The organism is Bradyrhizobium sp. USDA 3650, from assembly GCF_054057395.1.
In genome coordinates, this window is sequence record NZ_JBSRZG010000001.1 from 8134510 (window position 1) to 8155958 (window position 21449).

Annotated in this window: 22 protein-coding genes and 1 pseudogene; 13 read left to right on the top strand and 10 right to left on the bottom strand. The window is 64.3% G+C overall.

Features of this window, described 5'->3' with window-relative positions; translation table 11 throughout:
* Positions 1 to 102: 102 nt before the first annotated feature.
* Entirely contained in the window at positions 103 to 885 is a 783-nt protein-coding gene (locus ACVIN2_RS38555; protein ID WP_456769898.1) for a hypothetical protein, read from the top strand.
* Positions 886 to 954: 69 nt separating this feature from the next.
* Here ACVIN2_RS38555 and ACVIN2_RS38560 read toward each other — a convergent pair.
* Positions 955 to 1056 (bottom strand): annotated as a pseudogene (locus ACVIN2_RS38560) (hypothetical protein); the annotation flags it as partial.
* Between the two features lie 109 nt (positions 1057 to 1165).
* Entirely contained in the window at positions 1166 to 2137 is a 972-nt protein-coding gene (locus ACVIN2_RS38565; RefSeq protein ID WP_456769600.1) for an ABC transporter substrate-binding protein, read from the bottom strand.
* Positions 2138 to 2302: 165 nt separating this feature from the next.
* Between ACVIN2_RS38565 and ACVIN2_RS38570 the strand changes: the two genes are divergently transcribed.
* Positions 2303 to 3547: an amidase gene (locus tag ACVIN2_RS38570; RefSeq protein WP_456769601.1), complete on the top strand. Its 1245-nt coding sequence runs from the start codon at positions 2303 to 2305 to the stop codon at positions 3545 to 3547.
* Here ACVIN2_RS38570 and ACVIN2_RS38575 read toward each other — a convergent pair.
* The 4 genes from ACVIN2_RS38575 to ACVIN2_RS38590 form a co-directional block, all read right to left on the bottom strand.
* The gene (locus ACVIN2_RS38575) at positions 3539 to 4744 is read right to left on the bottom strand and encodes a patatin-like phospholipase family protein (RefSeq protein ID WP_456769602.1); all 1206 of its coding nucleotides are present in this window, start codon (positions 4742 to 4744) and stop codon (positions 3539 to 3541) included. The genes ACVIN2_RS38570 and ACVIN2_RS38575 overlap by 9 nt on opposite strands.
* 145 nt (positions 4745 to 4889) lie before the next feature.
* The gene (gene plsY, locus ACVIN2_RS38580; RefSeq protein WP_456769878.1) at positions 4890 to 5486 is read right to left on the bottom strand and encodes a glycerol-3-phosphate 1-O-acyltransferase PlsY; all 597 of its coding nucleotides are present in this window, start codon (positions 5484 to 5486) and stop codon (positions 4890 to 4892) included.
* 47 nt (positions 5487 to 5533) lie between these two features.
* The gene (locus ACVIN2_RS38585; protein WP_456769879.1) at positions 5534 to 6835 is read right to left on the bottom strand and encodes a dihydroorotase; all 1302 of its coding nucleotides are present in this window, start codon (positions 6833 to 6835) and stop codon (positions 5534 to 5536) included.
* A 5-nt stretch (positions 6836 to 6840) separates the two neighbouring features.
* Positions 6841 to 7788, bottom strand: a complete 948-nt coding sequence (locus tag ACVIN2_RS38590; RefSeq protein ID WP_456769603.1) for an aspartate carbamoyltransferase catalytic subunit — start codon at positions 7786 to 7788, stop codon at positions 6841 to 6843.
* A gap of 211 nt (positions 7789 to 7999) precedes the next feature.
* Here ACVIN2_RS38590 and ACVIN2_RS38595 point away from each other — a divergent pair, with 211 nt between their 5' ends.
* The gene (locus tag ACVIN2_RS38595; RefSeq protein ID WP_456769880.1) at positions 8000 to 8758 is read left to right on the top strand and encodes a M15 family metallopeptidase; all 759 of its coding nucleotides are present in this window, start codon (positions 8000 to 8002) and stop codon (positions 8756 to 8758) included.
* A 45-nt stretch (positions 8759 to 8803) separates the two neighbouring features.
* Positions 8804 to 9574, top strand: a complete 771-nt coding sequence (locus tag ACVIN2_RS38600; RefSeq protein WP_456769881.1) for a CPBP family intramembrane glutamic endopeptidase — start codon at positions 8804 to 8806, stop codon at positions 9572 to 9574.
* Here ACVIN2_RS38600 and ACVIN2_RS38605 read toward each other — a convergent pair.
* The gene (locus ACVIN2_RS38605) at positions 9571 to 10494 is read right to left on the bottom strand and encodes an AEC family transporter (RefSeq protein WP_456769604.1); all 924 of its coding nucleotides are present in this window, start codon (positions 10492 to 10494) and stop codon (positions 9571 to 9573) included. The two genes, ACVIN2_RS38600 and ACVIN2_RS38605, sit on opposite strands and share 4 nt — an antisense overlap.
* A 3-nt stretch (positions 10495 to 10497) precedes the next feature.
* A complete protein-coding gene (gene ruvX, locus ACVIN2_RS38610) occupies positions 10498 to 10989 on the bottom strand; it encodes a Holliday junction resolvase RuvX (protein WP_027567307.1) in 492 nt (163 codons plus the stop codon).
* A 47-nt stretch (positions 10990 to 11036) separates the two neighbouring features.
* Between ruvX and ACVIN2_RS38615 the strand changes: the two genes are divergently transcribed.
* The gene (locus ACVIN2_RS38615; RefSeq protein WP_456769605.1) at positions 11037 to 11255 is read left to right on the top strand and encodes a hypothetical protein; all 219 of its coding nucleotides are present in this window, start codon (positions 11037 to 11039) and stop codon (positions 11253 to 11255) included.
* A gap of 48 nt (positions 11256 to 11303) precedes the next feature.
* Here ACVIN2_RS38615 and ACVIN2_RS38620 read toward each other — a convergent pair whose 3' ends face one another.
* Together ACVIN2_RS38620 and ACVIN2_RS38625 are read right to left on the bottom strand one after the other, a co-directional pair.
* Entirely contained in the window at positions 11304 to 12239 is a 936-nt protein-coding gene (locus ACVIN2_RS38620; protein ID WP_456769606.1) for a cyclase family protein, read from the bottom strand.
* Between the two features lie 217 nt (positions 12240 to 12456).
* Positions 12457 to 13347, bottom strand: a complete 891-nt coding sequence (locus ACVIN2_RS38625; RefSeq protein WP_456769607.1) for a LysR family transcriptional regulator — start codon at positions 13345 to 13347, stop codon at positions 12457 to 12459.
* A 97-nt stretch (positions 13348 to 13444) separates the two neighbouring features.
* Between ACVIN2_RS38625 and ACVIN2_RS38630 the strand changes: the two genes are divergently transcribed.
* The 8 genes from ACVIN2_RS38630 (at position 13445) to ACVIN2_RS38665 (ending at position 21301) form a co-directional block, all read left to right on the top strand.
* Positions 13445 to 14425 carry an NAD(P)H-dependent flavin oxidoreductase gene (locus tag ACVIN2_RS38630; protein ID WP_456769608.1) on the top strand — a complete coding sequence of 327 codons (981 nt, stop codon included), beginning with the start codon at positions 13445 to 13447 and terminating at the stop codon, positions 14423 to 14425.
* Between the two features lie 18 nt (positions 14426 to 14443).
* Positions 14444 to 15520 carry an NAD(P)H-dependent flavin oxidoreductase gene (locus ACVIN2_RS38635; protein WP_456769609.1) on the top strand — a complete coding sequence of 359 codons (1077 nt, stop codon included), beginning with the start codon at positions 14444 to 14446 and terminating at the stop codon, positions 15518 to 15520.
* A gap of 76 nt (positions 15521 to 15596) precedes the next feature.
* Positions 15597 to 15884: an Asp-tRNA(Asn)/Glu-tRNA(Gln) amidotransferase subunit GatC gene (gatC, locus tag ACVIN2_RS38640; RefSeq protein WP_007603335.1), complete on the top strand. Its 288-nt coding sequence runs from the start codon at positions 15597 to 15599 to the stop codon at positions 15882 to 15884.
* An 82-nt stretch (positions 15885 to 15966) separates the two neighbouring features.
* Positions 15967 to 16179 (top strand): hypothetical protein, encoded by a 213-nt coding sequence (locus ACVIN2_RS38645; protein WP_007611210.1) that lies wholly within the window; start codon positions 15967 to 15969, stop codon positions 16177 to 16179.
* Entirely contained in the window at positions 16176 to 17651 is a 1476-nt protein-coding gene (gene gatA, locus ACVIN2_RS38650; protein ID WP_456769610.1) for an Asp-tRNA(Asn)/Glu-tRNA(Gln) amidotransferase subunit GatA, read from the top strand. The genes ACVIN2_RS38645 and gatA overlap by 4 nt, the downstream gene beginning before the upstream one ends.
* Entirely contained in the window at positions 17642 to 17944 is a 303-nt protein-coding gene (locus ACVIN2_RS38655; protein WP_456769611.1) for a hypothetical protein, read from the top strand. The genes gatA and ACVIN2_RS38655 overlap by 10 nt, the downstream gene beginning before the upstream one ends.
* Positions 17941 to 19419, top strand: a complete 1479-nt coding sequence (gatB, locus tag ACVIN2_RS38660; protein WP_456769612.1) for an Asp-tRNA(Asn)/Glu-tRNA(Gln) amidotransferase subunit GatB — start codon at positions 17941 to 17943, stop codon at positions 19417 to 19419. The genes ACVIN2_RS38655 and gatB overlap by 4 nt, the downstream gene beginning before the upstream one ends.
* 1615 nt (positions 19420 to 21034) lie before the next feature.
* Positions 21035 to 21301 carry a hypothetical protein gene (locus tag ACVIN2_RS38665; protein ID WP_007603354.1) on the top strand — a complete coding sequence of 89 codons (267 nt, stop codon included), beginning with the start codon at positions 21035 to 21037 and terminating at the stop codon, positions 21299 to 21301.
* Positions 21302 to 21449 lie beyond the last annotated feature (148 nt).

Here is a 21449-nt window from a genome sequence, read left to right on the forward strand (position 1 = left end):
GCGACCTCAGACCGCGAAAAGGTAATATTCAGAGAACCTTGCCTCAAATCCCACTATTCTGCAAACACCAATCCCAAAGCACCAATGGTGGTAATGGCGATCATGGCGGAAACCGCAAACCATGCGAGCAGTGATCCATGGCCGTCTCTAGAAACAGCAAGTTGGCTATTTGATCGCGCGAGCTTTGTACTAATCGGAAGCCTAATACTCGGCGTGTTGGCTACCGGAGTCATCGTTTGGATGGGCATCGTAAAGGAGCACCATTGGGATTTGCTCCGAGACTCATCAAACGAGAAAGTTGCGGCACTAGGGCTCAAAACGGCAGAAGCCAATGAAGGCGCCGCAAAAGCCAGCGAACGAGTCGCTGAGTTGTCTGTGACAGCTGAACAACTGCGGAAGGATACCGCCGAGGCCAACGATCGTGCAGCACAGGCAAATGATCGGGCAGAACAGGCGAAGCTCGACCTAGCCAAGTTCAAAGCGCCGCGTTTACTAACGCCAGAGCAGCAGCAAATCATAGTCAGTGAACTGACTGGCAAGCTCTCGGAGATTAACGTCGTCTCAAAGGCAGATGTGGAGTCTCGAGAATATCGACGGCAATTCGCTAGCTTGCTGAGAGGAGCCGGGCTGACGGTTCACACAGGTAGTCTATCTCCTATGGACACGGCGCTGCTTGGGAACTCCAACAGCGTGGTTATTTGGTCGAAGGATTGGATGGGAGTCAACGGATTCCCGAATCCTTCTGACCCCTTGTATAGCGCAATTTTCAAGGCTGGGCTTTGGGGAGGCTCCGGATTGAAGCCAGGCTTCATCCCAGATGGGAAAACAGAATCGATAGATTCGGATATCCCAACGATTTTTATCTTTCAGAAGACGCCCTGGTAGGATTGGGCTTCGCTGCGTCTGATTGCGCTCCCAAACGAGCGGTTCTTTGGGCCCACGCTTGCGATGTTCACTCCAGAGCACGTGCGGCCCGACATTGTCGGACCGGATCAGCCGCAAGCGATCGACCCGCTCGGCCTCTGTCAGCTCCACGCTTCGGTTGATGGCGTCCACGGCGGCTCCCCTTGCAGGCGCAGCATGGAACAACCTGAGAGCGTGGGCAACAGCGGCGTGCTTGTTTCTATCGTCCCAATCACGGACGTAGGAGGAGAAGTCGGCACTGCTATTCGATGACCTCGTCCGCGCGCACCTGCAACGACTGCGGTATCTCGAGGCCCAGCGTCCTGGCGGTCTTCAGGTTGATGACCGTCCTAAACAGGGTCGGCTGCTCAATCGGGATGTTAGCCGGGTTGGCGCCCTTCAATATTTTGTCGACGAAAACAGCGGCACCGCGAAACATGGCGGTGAAGTCCACCCCGTACCCTAGCAGCGCGCCCGCCCGGGACGCGACGACGGGTGCGGCAATCGATGGCACGCGGCACTTGTCGACAATCGCGGCGACCAATGACGAGTTGGTGACAAACGCATTGGCGTCGGTGACCACGAGACCGTCCATAGCGGTGGCGCCGACGATGGCCAATGCGTCGTCGCGGTCGCCGGGGATGCCAACCTCGATCGGTCGCAACTCCACCTTCATTGCCGACGCGGCGGTCGCCATAGCACTGATTGTGCCGTTATTCAGGGGGTTGCCTCGTTGCATGAGCACCCCTACGCGGGTCATCGAAGGAGCTATGCTCGCAAGCACCTCTAACCGCTTGGCAGCTAATTCTGTGAGGAAAAAGGTTTGTCCCGTCGTGTTACCACCGGGATGAGCCATGCTGGCCGCGAGGCCCAAGGTCACCAGATCGGGGCCCACGATCATCACGGTCGGAACTGTGGTCGTCGCACGGTGCGCGGCCAAAATCCCTGGAAATGTGGCTGTCACGAGAACGTCGACGCCGAGCGCGACCAGTTCAGCGGCCAGCGCAGGAAGCCGGCTGTCGTCGCCGTCGGCGTCGCGATATTCAACGCGAACGTTCTCGCCCTCAACCCAACCGAGACCGCGAAGCGCAACGAGGAACGCGTCGACCTCCGAATTTCGCGGCGGGGGCAGGAAAAGGCCGACCCGCGCGATGCGCTTGCCTTGCTGAGCGCGCGCCGCCGTGGCCCAGGCCAATGCCCCGCCAGAGAGAGAGATGAATGCGCGTCGTTTCATGCCATGTTTGATCGCTGTTACTCCGGCGGAGAAGCCGCATTTGTCGACATTGGTCCAACCAGGTCAATGACCAGGTCGAGTCAGAAGGCATGAGTGGTGCGCTCAGGTCTGCTTGCGCAACCACCTTGCGATGCTAAAAGCAAGGCCCATACCAAGGGTTTTGCCATGATCTCACTCGCCGACCTCCAGCGCCGCATCGAAGCGGGCGAGCTTTCGCCCGAGGCCGCCATCACGCAATCGCACGCGGCCATCGAGGCGCGGGAGAAGGACGTCCACGCCTTCGTCCGTCACGACACCTCCGCAAAGGCGCAAGGCGCCGGGCCGCTGCGTGGCATCGCGGTCGGGATCAAGGACATCATCGATACCGCCAATATGCCGACCGAGATGGGATCGGAGATCTATCGCGGCTGGCAACCGCGCGCGGACGCGCCTGTGGTGATGATGCTGAAGCGGGCGGGCGCCACCATCATCGGCAAGACCACGACCACGGCATTTGCCTCGCGCGATCCGACCCCGACGCTCAATCCTCACAATCTCGGGCATACGCCGGGCGGTTCGTCCTCGGGCTCGGCCGCGGCCGTCGGTGCCGGCATGATCCCGCTGGCGCTGGGCACCCAGACCGGCGGCTCGGTGATCCGGCCCGCCGCCTATTGCGGCACCGCCGCGATCAAGCCGTCGTTCCGGATGCTGCCGACGGTCGGCGTCAAATGCTATTCGTGGGCGCTCGACACGGTCGGCCTGTTCGGCGCGCGCGCGGAAGATCTCGCGCGCGGACTGCTGGCGATGACCGGCCGCACCGAATTTGCCGGCATCGTCCCGGCGAAGGCGCCGCGCATCGGCGTGGTCAGGCAGGAGTTTGCCGGTGCCGTGGAGCCGGCCGCCGAAGAGGGGCTGCAAGCCGCGATCAAGGCCACCGAGAAGGCTGGCGCCAGCGTGAAGACTATCGATCTGCCGCAGGCGGTGCAGGAGGCCTGGCGTATCCACCCTGTCATCCAGGACTTCGAGGCGCATCGCGCGCTCGCCTGGGAATTTTCCGAACGCCACGACGAGATCGCGCCGATGCTGCGCGCCAGTCTCGATGCGACGGTCGGTCTCACACCCAAGGACTATGACGACGCACGCCGGATCAGCCGTCGTGGGCGCCGCGAGCTTGGCGAATTGTTCGAAGGCGTCGACGTGTTGCTGACCTATTCGGCGCCGGGCGCGCCGCCAGCCAAGGAGCTCGCGAGCACCGGCGACCCCCGCTACAACAGGCTCTGGACGCTGATGGGCAATCCTTGCGTCAACGTGCCGGTGCTCAAGGTCAATGGCCTGCCGATCGGCGTGCAGGTGATCGCGCGGTTCGGCAACGACGCGCATGCGCTGGCGACGGCGTGGTTCCTGGAGCAGGCGCTGGCGAAATCAGGCTAGCGCAGGTTCGAGAGCGACGATGCGCTGGCCGGATGCGGCCGGCGCTGTGCTGTGATCGGTACCTTGCTTGAGCCAGTGCCCGGCAGCCTCGCGGCCGCTCCGGTGCAGCGCGCGAATGAAGCCGCGGCCGAGATCGGTGGAGGAGCGCTGCGCCAGGCCGTCGACGAAATCTTCCGCTGCGATCCTGGAGAGCCGCAGCGACGATGTGGCCTGCGATTGCGCCCACTCCACCGCCGCGATCTCGGCATTGAGGGCGGCGTTGGCCGCGATCTGGTCCAGCCTGCGGTCGATCGCGGCGAGCGTGATCGGCACGTAGCTGTCGCGCGCCGGCGTGACCTGGACCAGCAGGATGTCGGTGCTCGTCGTGTCCTGCACGAGCCGCAGCAGGGGCGGATTGCCGCCGAGGCCGCCGTCCCAATAAGCCTCGCCGTCGATTTCCACCGCGCAATGAACCAGCGGTGGACAGGTCGAGGCCAGCGCGACGTCGGCCGTGATGGCGTCATTGCGGAAGATCTGCTGCTGCCCGTCGCGGATCCGGGTCGCCGCGATCAGAAGCTTTGGGCAGCGCGGGTCGCGCAAGGCGGAAAAGTCGATGTCGCGCGACAGCGCCTGCCGCAGCGGATCGAGATCGAACGGATCGAACTGGCCGGAGCGCAGCGTCGGACCGAACGCGACCGAGCTTCCCGCCGGCGAGAAGCCGCCGATCAGCATCAGCGATCGGAACGAGGCCTCGTGCATCAGCCGGATCCAGAACCGGTTCAGCCGCGCGCGCGCGCCTTCGCGGCCGCCCTCGGCGAAGCCGGAGGCGAGCAGCAGCGCGTTGATGGCGCCGGCGCTGGCGCCGCTGATGGTGTCGATCGCAATGGATGGCTCTTCCAGCAGCCGCTCCAGCACGCCCCAGGTGAAAGCAGCGAAAGTGCCGCCGCCCTGAAGCGCCAGCGACAATTTTTGCGGTGGCCATGGGTTGGCGCGGGGCCGCGTGGGTGCAACTGGTGCCGCAGCGATCACTGCCTCAACTGTCAAAGGAGCTTGCGCGATGCGAGCAGGCTGAGGCGCTGGTGGCGAAACGGGCACAGGGTTGGGAGCAGGAACCGGCGAGGGCGCAGCGGACCAGATATCCGTGGTCGAGAGCATCCGGCTTGCCGCAGTTCCCTGCAAGCCACCTTCAACATGCGCGCTGACAATCTTCTCGCTCATTCTGAGCAACCGCGTAGAGCCATGCCCATGATCAGGGACAGGCCAGGAACCCGTTCGTCCATACAGCCGTGATTCGGCTGCAAGTTGCGAACACCATTTGCGATATAATGCAGAAGGGGTGCCGCGGTATCCGTGGATTCCCGGCTTATGCCTTCTCGCCGATCCGGCTTTCCTTGCCCGATTGCAGCCGCTTGATGTTCTCGCGATGAGCAAAGAACAGCAGCAGCGTCAGCACCGCCGCCAGCGCCGCGAGCGCGGGCTGGCCGAACCACAGCAGGAACAGCGGGGTGATGAACGAGGCCACCAGGGCCGAGAGCGAGGAATAGCGGGCGGTGAAGGCCGTCGCCAACCAGAGCAGGCAGAACACTACCGCCGCTGGCCAGAACAGCCCGAGCATGATGCCGATATAGACGGCGACACCCTTGCCGCCTTTGAATTTGAGCCAGACCGGGAAGAGATGGCCGAGGAAGGCGCCAAGCCCGGCCAGCATCGCGGCATTGGGACCGGCGATGTAGCCCGCGATCACCACCGCCACGGTGCCCTTGAGCGCGTCGAACAGCAGGGTCGCGGCGGCAAGGCCCTTGCGCCCCGTGCGCAGCACGTTGGTGGCGCCGATGCTGCCGGAGCCGATCGAGCGGATGTCCTGCGTGCCGCCGAGTTTCGTCAGGATCAGTCCGAACGGAATCGAGCCGAGCAGGTATCCGATGACGAAAGCCACCGGCAGGAACAATTCAAGCGCCATGTCTGCAAATTCCATGTCTGCACATTCCCTGGCTGCAGCTCCGTACGTCAGACATGCTCGTACACCGTTCGTCCGCCGACAATGGTGCGCACCACGCGACCTGTAAAGCGGGCCTCGTCGAACGGCGTGTTCTTGCAGGGCGATTTGAGGTCGGCGGGATCGACCACCCAGGGCACATCTGGGTCGATCACGATGACGTCGGCCGGGGCACCTGTGCGTAGGGTTCCGCCAGGCAATCCCAAAATCTCGGCCGGACGGGTCGACATCGCCCGGATCAGCGTCTTGAGGTCCAGCTCCTCATTGTGCACGAGGCGAAGGCCCGCCGGGAGCATGGTCTCCAGCCCAATGGCGCCGGGGGCTGCTTCTGCGAAAGGCAGGCGCTTGACCTCGACGTCCTGCGGATTGTGGTCGGACATGATGACGTCGACGAGGCCGGAAGCGACGGCGGCGACCAGCGCGCGGCGGTCGTCCTCGGTGCGCAGCGGCGGCGACAGCTTCAGGAACGAACGGTAAGGGCCGATGTCGTTCTCGTTGAGCGCAAGGTGGTTGATCGAGGCCGATGCGGTCACGGCGAGGCCGGCGTCGCGGGCGCGCTTGAGCACGTCGAGCGACTCGATGCAGGTCAGCGAGGCCGCGTGATAGCGGCCGCCGGTCAGCGCGACCAGGCGCATGTCGCGCTCCAGCATCACGGCCTCCGCCGCGTTCGGGATGCCCATCAGGCCGAGCCGCGAGGCGAACTCGCCCTCGTTCATCACGCCTTCGCCGACGAGATCGCGATCCTCGGTGTAGTGCACGATCAGCGCGTCGAAATCGCGCGCGTAGGTCAAGGCGCGGCGCATCACCTGCGCGTTGATCACGCTCTTGTCGCAGTCGCTGAAGGCGATCGCGCCGGCCGCCTTGAGCAGGCCGAACTCGGTCATCTCCTCGCCGTGCATGCCTTTGGTCAGCGCCGCCATCGGCTGGATGTTGACGATCGCGGTGTCGCGGGCGCGACGCATCACGAAATCGACGGTCGCCGAATTGTCGATCACCGGCAAGGTATCGGGCTGGCAGATGATGGTGGTGATGCCGCCGGTGGCAGCCGCCTGGCTCGCGGAGGCAAAGGTCTCGCGATGGCTGAAGCCGGGCTCGCCGACGAAGGCGCGCATGTCGATCAGGCCGGGTGCGACGATCTTGCCGGCGCAGTTGACGACGTCGGTGCCTTCGGGGACGCCGGCAGCGCCAATGCCGCGGCGGGTCTCCCGGATGATGCCGTCGGCGATCAGGACATCGCCGGGGCCATCGAAATCCCGGGAGGGGTCGACGACGCGCGCGTTGGCAAGCAGGATGGGTCGGCGATCGGTCAACATGAGCATCACGCGTTCGGCAGGTTGCGGGCGAGCGCTTCCAGCACCGCCATGCGCACGGCCACGCCCATTTCCACCTGTTCGCGGATCAGGGACTGCGCGCCGTCAGCGACCGCAGTGTCGATCTCGACGCCGCGGTTCATGGGGCCGGGATGCATGACGAGGGCGTCTGGCTTGGCGTAGGCGAGCTTCTTCTGGTCCAGCCCGAAATAATGGAAGTACTCGGAGGTCGACGGCACGAAGGAGCCGTTCATGCGCTCGCGCTGGAGCCGCAGCATCATGACGATATCGGCGCCATTGAGCCCCTCGCGCATGTCGCGCGCGACCTCGACGCCCATCCGCTCGACGCCGGGCGGCAGCAGCGTGGAGGGGCCGACGACGCGGACGCGGGCGCCCATCGCGTTGAGCAGGATGATGTTGGAGCGGGCAACACGCGAATGCAGCACGTCACCGCAGATCGCGACCACGAGGCCCTCGAGCCGGCCCTTGTTGCGGCGGATGGTCAGCGCGTCGAGCAGGGCTTGTGTCGGATGCTCGTGCGCGCCGTCGCCGGCATTGATCACGGAACCGTCGACCTTGCGAGCCAGCAGTTCCACCGCGCCCGAGGCGTGATGGCGCACCACCAGGATATCCGGGTGCATGGCGTTGAGCGTCATGGCGGTGTCGACCAGCGTCTCGCCCTTTTTGATGGACGAGGAGGACACCGACATGTTCATGACGTCGGCGCCCAGCCGTTTGCCGGCGAGCTCGAACGAGGATTGGGTCCGGGTGGAAGCCTCGAAGAAGAGGTTTACCTGCGTCCGTCCACGCAGGACGGTGCGCTTCTTGTCAACCTGGCGGTTGAGCTCGACATATTCTTCGGACAGGTCGAGGAGGCCGGTGATGTCGGCCGCGGAAAGGCCCTCGATGCCCAGCAAATGCCGGTGGCCGAGGACGAAGGTCGATTTCGATGTCATTAAAGCGAGAGCTATAGGCGGGGATGGCCGGGGGGGCAAGGGCCAAAGCCCGGGCGGGGAGTTATCCCCCGATCTGTCGGTCTTATCGCCGTGGCGTGAGCTGCCTCGTCTTCTCCGTCATGCCCGGGCTTGTCCCGGGCATCCACGTTCTTAAGGTGCTGTCGCAGAAAAGGCGTGGATGGCCGGGACAAGCCCGGCCATGACGACTGGGATGCATTTCGTGAAATCAATTCTGGCAGCGCTCCTGGCGCTCATGACGATCAGCACCGCCCACGCCCAATCGCTCCCGGGCGGTTTCGTCTATTTGCGCGACATCGACCCCGGCATCATCCAGGACATCCGCTACGCCACCTCGAACAATTTCGTCGGCCGTCCGCTCGCCGGCTACGGGGCCGGCGAGTGCGTGGTGAAGCGGGAGGTTGGGCTGCGGCTGAAGGCGGTGCAGCAGGAACTGGCGGCGCAAAATCTCTCGCTGAAGATGTTCGACTGCTACCGGCCGGCGCGGGCCTCACTCGACATGGTCAAGTGGTCGCAGAACGGCCACGAGACCGCCGCCGAGCGGCGCTACAATCCGAAAATTCCCAAGACCGAGCTGTTCCGCCTCGGCTACATCGCAAGCCGCTCGCAGCATTCGACGGGCGCGGCGCTCGATCTCACTCTGGTCGATCTCAAGGCGGACAATTCGGGCAAGTACGACCCGTCAAATGCCTACGCCGACTGTACCGCGCCGGTCGAGGCGCGGTTGCCGGAGGGCAGCGTCGACATGGGCACGGGTTACGACTGCACCGACGCGAAGGGGCACACTGCCGCACCGTCGATCAGTCCGGACCAGCGCGCCTGGCGCAAGCGGCTCGTGGCTGCGATGGCGAGGCAAGGCTTTGTGAACTATGCCAAGGAGTGGTGGCATTTTTCCCTGCCGGGGGCGGGCGGGGCGGCCTATGATTTCCCGATTCCGCCGCGGACGAAGTAGATCGCAACCGACCCGCCCGGAATGCTCCCCAATGAAAGCGCCTTGATGGACTCGCTCAATCCCGATCATCCGCCGCTGACCGTGACGCCAGCGCACGAGGCGCCGCGCGTCTGGAAATTCTGGGGCACGGCGATATGGGGCGTCGTCATTTTCGCTGCAATGTTCGTCGGGCAGATCGGCGCCATCCTTCTGCTGGCGGTGCAGCGTGGCCTGCCGATGGACCTCGCCTCGCTTCAGCTCGTCGGCGGCGAGCCGCAGACGCTCGCGCTGTCGGTGATCATGGGCCTGCCGGCGACGCTGGCCGCGGTGTGGCTTGCCATCCGCATCAAGAAGGCCTCCTTCGTCGACTATCTTGCGCTGCGCTGGCCGTCCTGGAAGCAACTCCTGTTCGGCGCCGTCGGGCTGATCCTGATCGTGGTCGCCTGGGAGACGATGTCGCGGAGCCTCGGCCGCGAGGCCACGCCGGGCTTCATGACCGATCTGTTGAAATCTGGTCGCGACAAGGGCGCAGCCTTCTTCCTGCTGTTCGCCTTCAGCGTGGCAGCGCCGATGTCGGAAGAGGTTTTGGCGCGCGGCTTCCTCTATCGCGGCTGGTCGGCGAGCTTCCTGCGCGTGCCCGGCGCGATCATCCTGTCGTCGCTGCTGTGGACGGTCGTGCACCTGCAATACGACCTGTACTTCCTCGCCGAGGTCTTCTCCATCGGCCTCTGGTTCGGGTACATGCGCTACCGCAGCAGCTCGCTCTGGCTCACGATCGTGCTGCACGCGCTGAACAATCTGACGGCGGTGGTGCTGACGATGTGGCTGGGGAGCTAGGCCAGCAGCGCGATCGCGATCGGCATCGTGATCGCCGCCAAAATCGTCTGCAGCGTGATGATCTGCGCCAGCAGCGGGGCATCGCCGCCCATCTGGCGGGCCAGCACATAGGCGCTGGTCGAGGTCGGCACCGCGGCGCAGATCGCGACGATCGCGAGACTGTCGCCGGACAGTCCGAACCAGACGGCGAGCACCAGCGCGACCACGGGCATCAGCACCAGCTTGAACACCACGCCGATAGCGGCGGCCGCGCTGGGGCGGAGCAGGCCTTCAAGATGCAGGCCGGCCCCGGTGACGAGCAGGCCGATGGCGAGCGAGGAGCGGCCAAGTGCATCTGCCACCTCATGCCAGATCCTGGGCAGCGGCAGGTGGATGACATTGATGACGAGACCGATCACGCAGGCCCAGATCAGGGGATTGCGGACAACCGTCATGACGATCGCGCGCGCGGATTGCTTCTCCGGAGCGGCGTAGTGCGCGAGCACCGCCACGCTGAGGACGTTGACCAGCGGAATGATCGCCACCATCGCGACGGAGGCGAGCGCCAGCCCGACCTCGCCGAACATGTTGGCGGAGACGGACAGCGCCACATAGGTCTGCCAGCGGATCGCGCCCTGGAAGATCGAGGTGAAGGCGGGGCCGTCGATATCGAGACGCGACAGGGCCGGGCGGAGCGCGAGGCAGAGCAGCGACATTGCGAGCGCCGAGAGCAGCAGCGCGCCGCCGACGCCGGCGACCGGCACCCTGGACAGGTCGGCCTTCACCAGCGTCTGGATCAGCAGCATCGGAAACAGCACGAAATAAGTCAGCCGCTCCAGCCCGTTCCATTGCGTGTCGAGCCGCATCAGGGTTCGCTTCAGCACCACGCCGAGCACGATCAGGATGAAGACAGGGAGGAGCGCCGCGATGACGACGGCCATGGATCAGCCAGGCCCCGGGGCTGCGCGCAGATTGGCGAGGCGGTCGAGCGCGCCTTGCAGGATGAAGATCGCGGCGTGCTCGTCGATCACTTCGGCGCGCTTGGCGCGGCTGACGTCCATGCCGATCAGTTCGCGCTCGACCGCGGCGGTCGACAGACGCTCGTCCCAAAGGCCGATGGGCAGCGCGGTCAGGCCGGCGAGGTTGCGGGCAAACGCCCGGGTCGATTGCGCGCGCGGGCCTTCGCTGCCGTCCATGTTGATGGGCAGGCCGAGCACGAAGCCGACGGCCTTGCGCTCACTGGCAATCGCGAGCAGCCGGGCGGCATCCTGCTTGAACGCCTTGCGCTGGATGGTCTCGACGCCGGTCGCTAACCGGCGGTCCGGATTGGACACGGCAACGCCGATGGTCTTGGTACCGAGATCGAGTCCGACCAACCCGCCGCGTTCGGGCCAGTGGGTTGCAGCATCGACGAGAGGCAAGATAAGAGCCGGCATGGGATTAGCGCATATCACGCGTCGCGCTGCGGAGTGAACCTGTAACTATGGATGCGCGGACATTATTCGGCTTGGTCGCCGTGACAGCCATGCTGGTCACTTACGCCCTGGAAGATCGCAGCCGCTGGTTCGTGCTGCTGTTCGCAATGGCCTGCGTGCTCGGTTCGGCTTACGGCTTCCTGCAAGGGGCCTGGCCGTTCGGCGTGGTCGAGGCGATCTGGGCTTTGGTTGCGTTGCGGCGGTGGCATCTCAGGCCGGAGAGATAGGCCGGGCGAGGGCGTCTGCGGACGGCAGACTCCTCGCCCGGTATCGGATCAACGGATCGCGATCGGATTGATCATTGCCTGCACGCCGCCGGTCCAGCGCGGCTGGCCCAGCACGAACAGGAATTCATAGCCCTTGTCCCGGGCGAGCGCGGCCGTATCCATGTTCTCGAGGATGTAGGTCCCGTTCATCGCGAGCAGGATCTGGTGCACCTCGAATACGTTCTTGGACTCGAACGGCAGCACCTCGAGCGCCCAGGTGTCGGCACCGATGGCGACGACGCCCTTGCTGGTCAGGTATTTTGCGCCTTCGACGCCGAGACCGGGCTCGCCGGCCGAATAGCGCTTGTCGTCCTTGCCGATCAGGCTGAGCCAGCCGGTGTGGAAGATGACGACGTCGCCCTGGCGGATCTCAACGCCCTGCTTCTTGGCGACCTCGTCGATCTCCTTGACGTTGAAGGCGGTGCCTTCCTTCACGATATCGGTGTTGTAATAGGCCGCCATGTCGAGGAGCACGCCGCGGGTGACGATCGGCGGGACCTTCTCGATCCCGAGCTTCTTCAACCCGTTCGGGTCGGCGAAGTCGGCGAGCTTGTTGCCGTTGTAATAGACGTGCTCGACGCCGAGATGGCCAAGGCCGTCGATCTGGCTGCCGATGCCGACCCAGGTGTCGAGGATGTCGTCATTGTAGGTGGCCTTGTTCGGGCCCAAACCCGGGATGCCGGCCTGTCCGGGTTGCACGATGGTGAGCTTGAATGCGCGCGGCGGGTAGGCGGGCGTTTGTGGTGTAACGGGGATGCCGAGTGCGTAGGTCTTTCCGGTCTTCACCAGAGATGCGGCCTTCAGCACGAGTTCGGGCGTCATGTAGTTGGCCGCACCAATCTCGTCGTTCGGTCCCCATTTCGATTTGGTCCAGTCTTGAGCGCTTGCTGTTTCGATCGTCGCAGACAACGCGGCGACACAGCACAACACGAGCGTATTGCGCATCGATAGTCCTCCCGATGTTTTTGCCGATGTTTGGCTTCGTTATGATTTCGCGCTGGCCAGTCGCTCATCCTAACGTAGAAAAGCCGTGCGCTTCAAAAACTTTTCGCGGTGCCATGCTGCGGCGGCTGAACGCAGCACTCGCCACGTGCAGCGCCGATTAAATCAAGTACGACAGATTTGTGACGGTGAATTTCGCGCGGTGGAACGCGCTGGCATCTCAGGCCGCGATGACATCGTCGTCTTGCTTCAGGCAGGCGGCAAACCCGCTCAGCGCGCTGGTTTGATGTCCGGCACGACGCTGGATGAAGAGCGTCTCGACCTGCGCGTGCGAATGGCTCAGCGCGTGCATCGACACGCTGCCGTTGATCGCACTGCGTTCGACCACGGCGCGCGGCAGCAGTGTCACGCCCATGTCGGCGGCGACACAGCCGATCATGCCGTCGAGCGTGCCGAGCTCGAAGCGTGCGGCTGAGGGCCAGCCGAACTCGACAAAGATCTGTTCCAGCCGCTGCCGGTAGGTGCAGCCGGTGCGGAACGCGAGCGCGGTCGGACCGGATTCCGGCGTGCCGGCGCGCAGCTCGGCGAGTGTGGCCCAGCGCCGCGCGCTGACCAGCACCAGCTCTTCGCGGAACGCGCTTGTCGCGATGAGATCGGCATGCGCGATCGGACCTGCGACAAAGGCGCCGTCGAGCGTGCCTTCGAGCACGCAAGCGACGAGGTCGGCGGTGGGCGCGGTGCGCAGGCTCAGCCGGACGGCGGGAAAGCGGTGATGAAAGTCCGCGAGCAATGGCGGCAGCCGCACCGCCGCGGTCGTTTCCATCGAGCCGATCGCGAGCGGTCCCTTGGGCTCGCCGTCATCGCAGGCAGCGAGCACGGCCTCGCGCGCTAATGCGGACATTCGTTGCGCGTAGGGCAAAAGGCGCTTGCCCGCGCCGGTTAGGGTCATGCCGCGGCTGTGGCGTTCGAACAGCGGTGTACCGATCTCCGCCTCCAGCGCCTTCACGCGCTGGGTGACGTTCGACTGCACCGTGTTGAGCTCTTCGGCCGCACGGGTGATGCCCCCGGTACGGGCGACGGCGGCGAAGGTCTGGATGTCGCTGAGTTCCATAATATCGTTTCGCTTTTGAGATGGTAGCGTTCGTTAGAATTCAATTTTAGAGAATGGTATTCGCGCCTAGTCTCGCTGTCCAGACCAGGGAGGAGCCATGCCGATCGCGACGTCGCTGACCACGCTATTGGAGATTGAGCATCCGATCCTGCTGGCGCCGATGGACGTGGTAGCAGGCAGCCGCCTCGTGGCGGCGGTGAGCCGTGCCGGGGGCTTCGGCATCCTGGGCGGCGGCTACGGCGAGAGGATTTGGCTGGAGCAGGAGATTGCCAAGCTCGCCGGCATGAAAGCGCCGTTCGGGATCGGCTTTATAACTTGGAGCCTCGCCAAGCGGCCCGAACTTCTCGACATCGCACTCGCCGCAAACCCATCCGCGATCATGTTGTCGTTCGGCGATCCCGCACCCTTCGCAGCCAGCATCAAATGCGCCGGGGCCCGCCTGATCTGCCAGGTGCAGGACGAGACGATGGCGCGGCAAGCGCTCGATGCGGGCGCCGATGTCCTGATCGCACAGGGGACAGAGGCCGGCGGTCACGGCGCCTCGCGCACCACGATCGATCTCGTGCCGGCAATCGTCGATCTTGCCGCGGGTCGTGTGCCGGTGGTGGCGGCCGGCGGTATTGCCGATGGGCGGGGACTTGCGGCCATGATGATGCTCGGTGCGGGCGGCGTGCTGCTCGGCACGCGCTTCTACGCGAGCCAGGAGGCCGATGGTGCGGAAGAGGCCAAGCGGCGTATCTGCGCGGCAGATAGTGGCGCAACGGTGCGCGGCATCATTTTCGATCTCTCCCGCAACAATGTCTGGCCCGCGCCGTTTACCGGCCGGTGCCTAGTCAACGATCACGCCAGACGCTGGATCGGCCGCGAGGTCGAGCTGATGCAGAATGTCGCCGCAGTCGGGGCCGACTATGCGGCTGCGAAGGCAGCCGGGAATTTCGACATCGCTGCGGTGATCGCGGGCGAGGCGGTCGGCCTGATCCATGATATTCCACCGGCGGCCGAGATCGTCGGGCGGATTGCCGCCGAAGCCGAGCGGCATCTTGCTGGCCGACGCAACTTCATCGCCTCCATCGCCTGAAAGATACGAGACACAACCATGTGGCCGAACCGTCGACTGATTGACCTCTTCAAGACCGAATTCCCGATCGTGCTGGCGCCGATGGCCGGCGTGATGGACGCGGAGCTGGTGATCGCCGTTGCGCAAGGCGGCGGGCTCGGCTCGCTGCCGAGCGCGATGCTGTCGCCGGACAAGGCGCGCGAGCAGGTCAACATCATCCGGCAGCGCGTCTCCGCGCCGGTGAACATGAATTTCTTCTGCCACACACCGGTCGAACTCACGGCCGAGGCGGAGGCGCGCTGGAAGCAGCGCCTCGCGGGCTACTACAATGAGCATGGCCTCGATCCCGCCGCGCCCATCAATGCCGCGAACCGCGCGCCGTTCGACGCCGGCTTCTGCGAAGTGGTGGAGGAGCTGAAGCCGGAGATCGTCAGCTTCCATTTCGGCCTGCCCGAGGCCGCGCTGCTCAAGCGGGTCAAGGCGGCCGGATGTCTCGTCATCTCTTCGGCGACGACGGTGAGGGAAGCGGTCTGGCTCGAGCAGCACGGCGCTGACGCGGTGATCGCACAAGGTGCGGAGGCCGGCGGCCATCGCGGCATGTTCCTGACCGACAAGATCTCGGAACAGCCCGGCACCTTTGCGCTGGTGCCGCAGGTGGTCGACGCGGTGAAGGTCCCGGTGATTGCGGCCGGCGGCGTTGCGGATGGCCGCGGCATTGCAGCCGCCTTCGCGCTCGGTGCGGCCGGCGTGCAGATCGGAAGTGCCTATCTGCGCTGTCCGGAATCCAAAGTCAGTACGGCGGCCCGTGCGGCGCTCGCCGAGGGGCGGGATGATTCCACCGTCATCACCAATGTCATGACCGGGCGGGCGGCGCGCGGCGTCCAGAACCGCCTGATGCGCGAGGCCGGCCCGATTTCGCCGGACGCGCCGCCATTTCCCCATGCCGCAACGGCGCTTGGACCGCTCAAGGCCGCGGCCGAAAAGCAGGGCAGGGTCGATTTCACCAATCTCTGGGCCGGGCAGGCCATCGCCCTGGGCCGCGAGGTCCCGGCAGCCGAACTGACCCGGGATCTCGCCAAATCGGCGCTTGCCCGGATGAAGGCGCTGGCCGGATAGCTCCCGGCGCCGGTTGCGGCGCAAAAGCGGCCTCTGCTATACGGCACATAGGTTTTGCCGTGAGAGGCCTTATATAATGTCCGTCGACGCCGCTACCGTCCGCCGCATCGCGCATCTGGCGCGCATTGCGGTTTCCGAGGGCGAGGTTCCGCATCTGCAGGGCGAGCTCAACGCCATGCTCGCCTTTGTCGAGCAGCTCTCGGAGGTCAATGTCGAGGGTGTGGAGCCGATGACCTCGGTCACCCCAATGCAGATGAAGAAGCGGCAGGATTTGGTCAATGACGGCGAGATCGCCGACGATATCGTTGCCAACGCGCCCGCGACCGAAGGTCACTTCTTCCTGGTGCCGAAGGTTGTTGAGTAATTTACGTCGCGTTTTCGAGCGAAGTGGAAGCCGGTTCGCGTAAAGAAAACGCGTCAAACTAAAGAGTCTCAGGACGCTGTCGATGTGCATGCTTTGCGACGACGAGAAGGCCTATCAGGCCTACATGAACTATCTCGACAAGATGGAGCGGCAGGGCAAGGCCGCCGACCCCAACGTCGCGGTCAATGCCGTGCTCGACGAGATCGAGGCAGCTGCGAAAGCGGCCGCCAAAAAAGACGACCCGGCCAACGACAAGTCCCTGTCTCCGTTCTTCTGCAGCCCGATCAATAAATGACCGATTTGACATCGCTGACGCTCGCGGAGGCACGCAAGGGCCTCGCGGCCAAGACTTTCACGTCCCTCGAGCTGACCGACGCGCATCTGAACGCGATCGAAGCCGCGCGCGTGCTCAATGCTTTCGTCATGGAGACGCCGGACCAGGCGCGAACCATGGCGCGCGAAGCGGACGCCAGGATCGGGAAGGGCGATGCGGGGCCGCTCGCCGGCATTCCGCTCGGCATCAAGGACCTGTTCGCGACCAAGGGCGTGCGCACCACGGCGTGCTCGAAAATCCTCGGCAATTTCGTGCCGACTTACGAGTCCACCATCACCTCGCAGCTGTGGCGCGACGGCGCGGTGATGCTGGGCAAGCTCAACAATGACGAGTTCGCGATGGGCTCGTCGAACGAGACCTCGTGCTTCGGCCCGGTCGGAAATCCCTGGCGTCGTGATGGCTCCAACACGACGCTGGTGCCGGGCGGCTCGTCCGGCGGCTCGGCCTCCGCCGTGGCGGCGCTGCTCTGCATGGGCGCGACCGCGACCGACACCGGCGGCTCGATTCGTCAGCCGGCGGCGTTCACCGCGACCGTCGGCATCAAGCCGACCTATGGCCGCTGCTCGCGCTGGGGCATCGTCGCCTTTGCCTCCTCGCTGGACCAGGCCGGTCCGATCGCGCGCAGCACGCGCGATGCCGCGATGCTGCTGCGCTCGATGGCAGGTCACGACCCGAAGGACACGACCTCGGTCGACATGGCCGTGCCGGACTACGAGGCTGCGATCGGCAAGTCCGTGAAGGGCATGAAGATCGGCATTCCCAAGGAATACCGTCTCGACGGCATGCCGGCCGAGATCGAAAAGCTTTGGGAAGCGGGCGCGGCCTGGCTGAAAGCGGCCGGCGCCGAACTCGTCGAAGTGTCGCTGCCGCACACCAAATACGCGTTGCCGGCCTATTACATCGTGGCGCCGGCGGAGGCGTCCTCCAACCTCGCGCGCTACGACGGCGTGCGCTATGGCCTGCGCGAGCAGGGCCGGAACATCAACGAACTCTACGAGAACACCCGCGCCGAAGGTTTTGGCGCGGAGGTGAAGCGCCGCGTCATGATCGGCACCTATGTGCTCTCGGCCGGCTATTACGACGCTTATTATTTGCGCGCCCAGAAGGTGCGCACGCTGATCAAGAAGGACTTTGAGGACTGCTTCGCCAAGGGCGTCGATGCGATCCTGACGCCGGCGACGCCGTCGGCGGCCTTCGGCATCGGCGAGAAGGGCGGCGCGGACCCGGTCGAGATGTACCTCAACGACATCTTCACGGTGACCGTGAACATGGCGGGCCTGCCGGGCATCGCCGTGCCCGCCGGCAAGGACGCGCAGGGCCTGCCGCTCGGCCTGCAGCTGATCGGCCGTCCCTTCGACGAGGAGACGCTGTTCTCGCTCGGCGAGGTAATCGAGCAGGCCGCCGGCCGCTTCACGCCGGCGAAATGGTGGTGAGCATGGCGGCGTATATCGCCAGCCTCGACGACGCCGCGCCGGCGCCGGATCTCAGCGCGCCGCTCGCCGGCTTGTGGTGGGCCGCCAAAGGCGATTGGGACCAGGCGCACAGAATTGTCCAGGACGAGAGCAGCCGCGAGGCCGCCTGGGTGCACGCCTATCTGCACCGGGTCGAGGGCGACCTCGGCAATGCCGGCTATTGGTACCGCCAGGCCGGCCAGCCCGTGGCAACGGATTCATTACAAGCAGAGTGGGATCGGATCGCTGCCACGCTGCTCGGGAGCAAGACATGAGCACGGCCACGCACAAACTTCTCAAAGGCGCCACCGGTGACTGGGAGATGGTCATCGGCCTGGAGGTCCACGCTCAGGTGACGTCGAACGCGAAGCTGTTCTCCGGTGCCTCCACCGCGTTCGGCGGCGAGCCGAACACGCATGTGTCGCTGGTCGACGCGGCGATGCCGGGCATGCTGCCCGTCATCAACGAGGAATGCGTCAGACAGGCTGTCCGGACCGGACTCGGGTTGAACGCGCAGATCAACCTGCGCTCGGTGTTCGACCGCAAGAACTATTTCTATCCGGACTCGCCGCAGGGCTACCAGATCAGCCAGTACAAGTCGCCGATCGTCGGCGAAGGCGAGGTCGTGGTCGAACTGGACGGCGGCAAGACCGCCACGATCGGGATCGAGCGGCTGCATCTGGAACAGGATGCCGGCAAATTGCTGCACGATCAGTCGCCGACTATGTCCTATGTCGACCTCAACCGCTGCGGCGTGGCGCTGATGGAGATCGTGTCGAAGCCCGACATCCGCGACGCCGAGCAGGCCAAGGCCTATGTGACCAAGTTGCGCTCGATCCTGCGCTATCTCGGCACCTGCGACGGCGACATGGAGAAGGGATCCCTGCGCGCCGACGTCAACGTCTCCGTGCGCAAGCCCGGCGCGCCGCTGGGCACCCGCTGCGAGATCAAGAACATGAACTCGATCACCTTCATCGGCCAGGCGATCGAGTACGAGGCCCGGCGCCAGATCGAAATCCTCGAGGACGGCGGCGCGATCGATCAGGAAACCCGGCTCTACGATCCCAACAAGGGCGAGACGCGGTCGATGCGGTCCAAGGAAGAGGCGCACGACTATCGCTACTTCCCCGATCCCGACCTGCTGCCCCTGGAGTTCTCGCAAAGCTTCGTCGACGAACTGAAGGCTGAGCTGCCCGAGTTGCCGGACCAGAAGAAGACGCGCTTCGTCGCGGATTTCGGCCTGTCGGCCTACGACGCCAGCGTGCTGGTCGCCGAGCGCGAGAGCGCGGTGTTCTACGAGACCGTGCTGGAGAAGCTCGCCAACCGCGCGCGCGACGGCAAGGTCGCAGCGAACTGGGTCATCAACGAGCTGTTCGGCCGTCTCAACAAGGAAGGCCGGGATATTACGGACTCTCCGGTCGATGCCGCACAGCTCTCAGGCATCATCGACCTGATCGGCGAGGGTACGATCTCCGGCAAGATCGCCAAGGATCTGTTCGAGATCGTCTGGCAGGAGGGCGGCGATCCCCGCGCGCTGGTCGAAAGCCGCGGCATGAAGCAGGTCACGGATCTTTCGGCGATCGAAAAGGTTGTCGACGACATCATCGCGGCCAATCCCGACAAGGCGGCGCAGGTCAAGGACAAGCCGCAATCGCTCGGCTGGTTCGTCGGCCAGGCGATGAAGGCGTCCGGCGGCAAGGCCAACCCGCAGAGCGTCAACGAGCTGCTCAAGTCCAAGCTCGGCATCTGACCTCGCACGTTCGAACGAGGTGACGGACAGGCGTCGTCACCTCGCTTTCGGTTCGCGATGCGACGCTCGCGCGCGTCCTCGGCGACGAACTTCATCCCGATCGAACGCGATACGCCGACCGAATCGCGGTCACGCGATTCGCGCAAAACGGCGACTTGCACACGCTCCGACGAGCGCTCGCGCCGTTAATCATGAAAATATTTTCGTTGCCAAAAGTCGCGACTCAGAGTCCGCGAAGCGCCCTCGCGAGGCGCTCGCGGGATCGGCGCGATAGGTCATTACATCGATCGTGCGCGATGCGCGCGTGCAGAAAAATACTTGTTGCATAGTGTTTTTCTGCGGTCGCATCTTTTGCAAACGTCGATGCCACGGGGACTCTCTGCGCTCGCATGCACACGTGGTGCAGTCCGTTTGCATCGCGTTCGCCAGCGCAGGTGCGTTTCGTCGTCAACACTTCTTTAAGCGAGACGCTGTTTTTTTCGTTGTGTTGGTGTATTCGGGATGAGTGTGCACTCGATCCCCGACTGCATGCAGCGATTAAGCCATCTCACACATCGGAGGGCAACATGGCCAAGAAAGCTAAGAAGGCAAAGAAGGCGAAGAAGGCGAAGAGCGCAGTGAAGAAGACTGCGAAGAAGACCCGCAAGGTCGCCAAGAAGAAGTAACTTCGCTTTTTGAAGTTGCCGGCTCCTAGAGAGCCGGCACGTCATCAGCGCCTTCTCGAAGGTTCTGGTCGACGATAGAGGGTGTCGGCGAGACATCAGGTCAACGGTCGGATCGTTCTCTTTCGCGGGTTCGCTCGCCAAAGGCCGGTCCGGCAGAAGAAACGAGTTTTCTTCGTTCGTGCGGTTCTCCGTAAGGGGCTCCGCAATTTCACAAATGGCCTTCGGGCCAACGTGGAAGCTGGTCCTGACGTGTTCGCCGACGCCCTCGTTCTCATGAGGCCGGGGTATTGCCGGCATCCCCATATCCCCACATTGTTGATCTGATCGCGGCGTGGCCGTCTGCCCTTGAGCAGTCAGGGCTATCGCATATGACGTCTCAGCGGTGCCTGAGTGAGCGCTTCGTCCTTCGAGACGACCGCTTCGCGGCCTTCGCAGGATGAGGCTCAGCTGCATCCATCTGCGTTGATGTTGCCGCATACTCGTCCCTCATCCTGAGGGCCCGCCGCAGGCGCGCGTCTCGAAGGGTGGCCGCAGTCGAGCTTCCCGCCATATGTTTCTTCATAGGCGCGTCCTGCTCGAGCAGGGAGGCTGTGGCGCAATTGCACGCTGCTCGCGCGCCGCTTGTCATTCGCGGTGTCATCGCCCGGACGCCAGTCACCGTGCGCAATGGTTATCGTTCTCCCAAAATCCCAAGGTAAACCGAATCTGACGAATTGCAGAAGTGCCTGCAAAACAGGGACTTTTTGCATTTATCGTGCGCGCCTGGCGCTGGCGCGTTTACGTCTGCTTCATCGCGATACTTAAACTGCCATTCAAATTTGCCCGCCATCATTACCTCCAACAAGCCGGCAAACGGCACGGGCAAAAAGCCTCGGGGATAAGTTGAACGGTTGATTGGACGGGAGCCGCGCTCGGGGGACGAGGCGGCATAAGAAAAAAGGGGATGCGTTATGTTTCAGGGTACTTTCGATCTGGAGACCGCGACGCCGATCGACGCAGACGCGCTGTCGGACGTGCTGTTCGAGCGCGGCCTCTATTGGGCGAGCGGACGCTCCGGTCTCGTCGATCTCGTCGCCGCGCACAAATGGTTCAACCTCGCCGCGCTCAAGGGCCGCAAGGATGCCGTGACGCTGCGCCAGGAAGTCGCCGGACAGATGTCGGACGCCGATATCTCGGCCGCTCAGCGCGAGGCGAGGGCGTGGGTCTCCGCCCATTGAGCGGAGATCACGTCCCGGCTTGGCAGGTGAAAACTGATTTTCGCTGAATCAGGTTCCCTCGTGGTCCGCCAACCGGATTCGGAGCGGCATGAGGCCACCGTCGCGTCTCAGATAAGGGAACGCACAGATCAGCCGCGGAGTGGCGGAG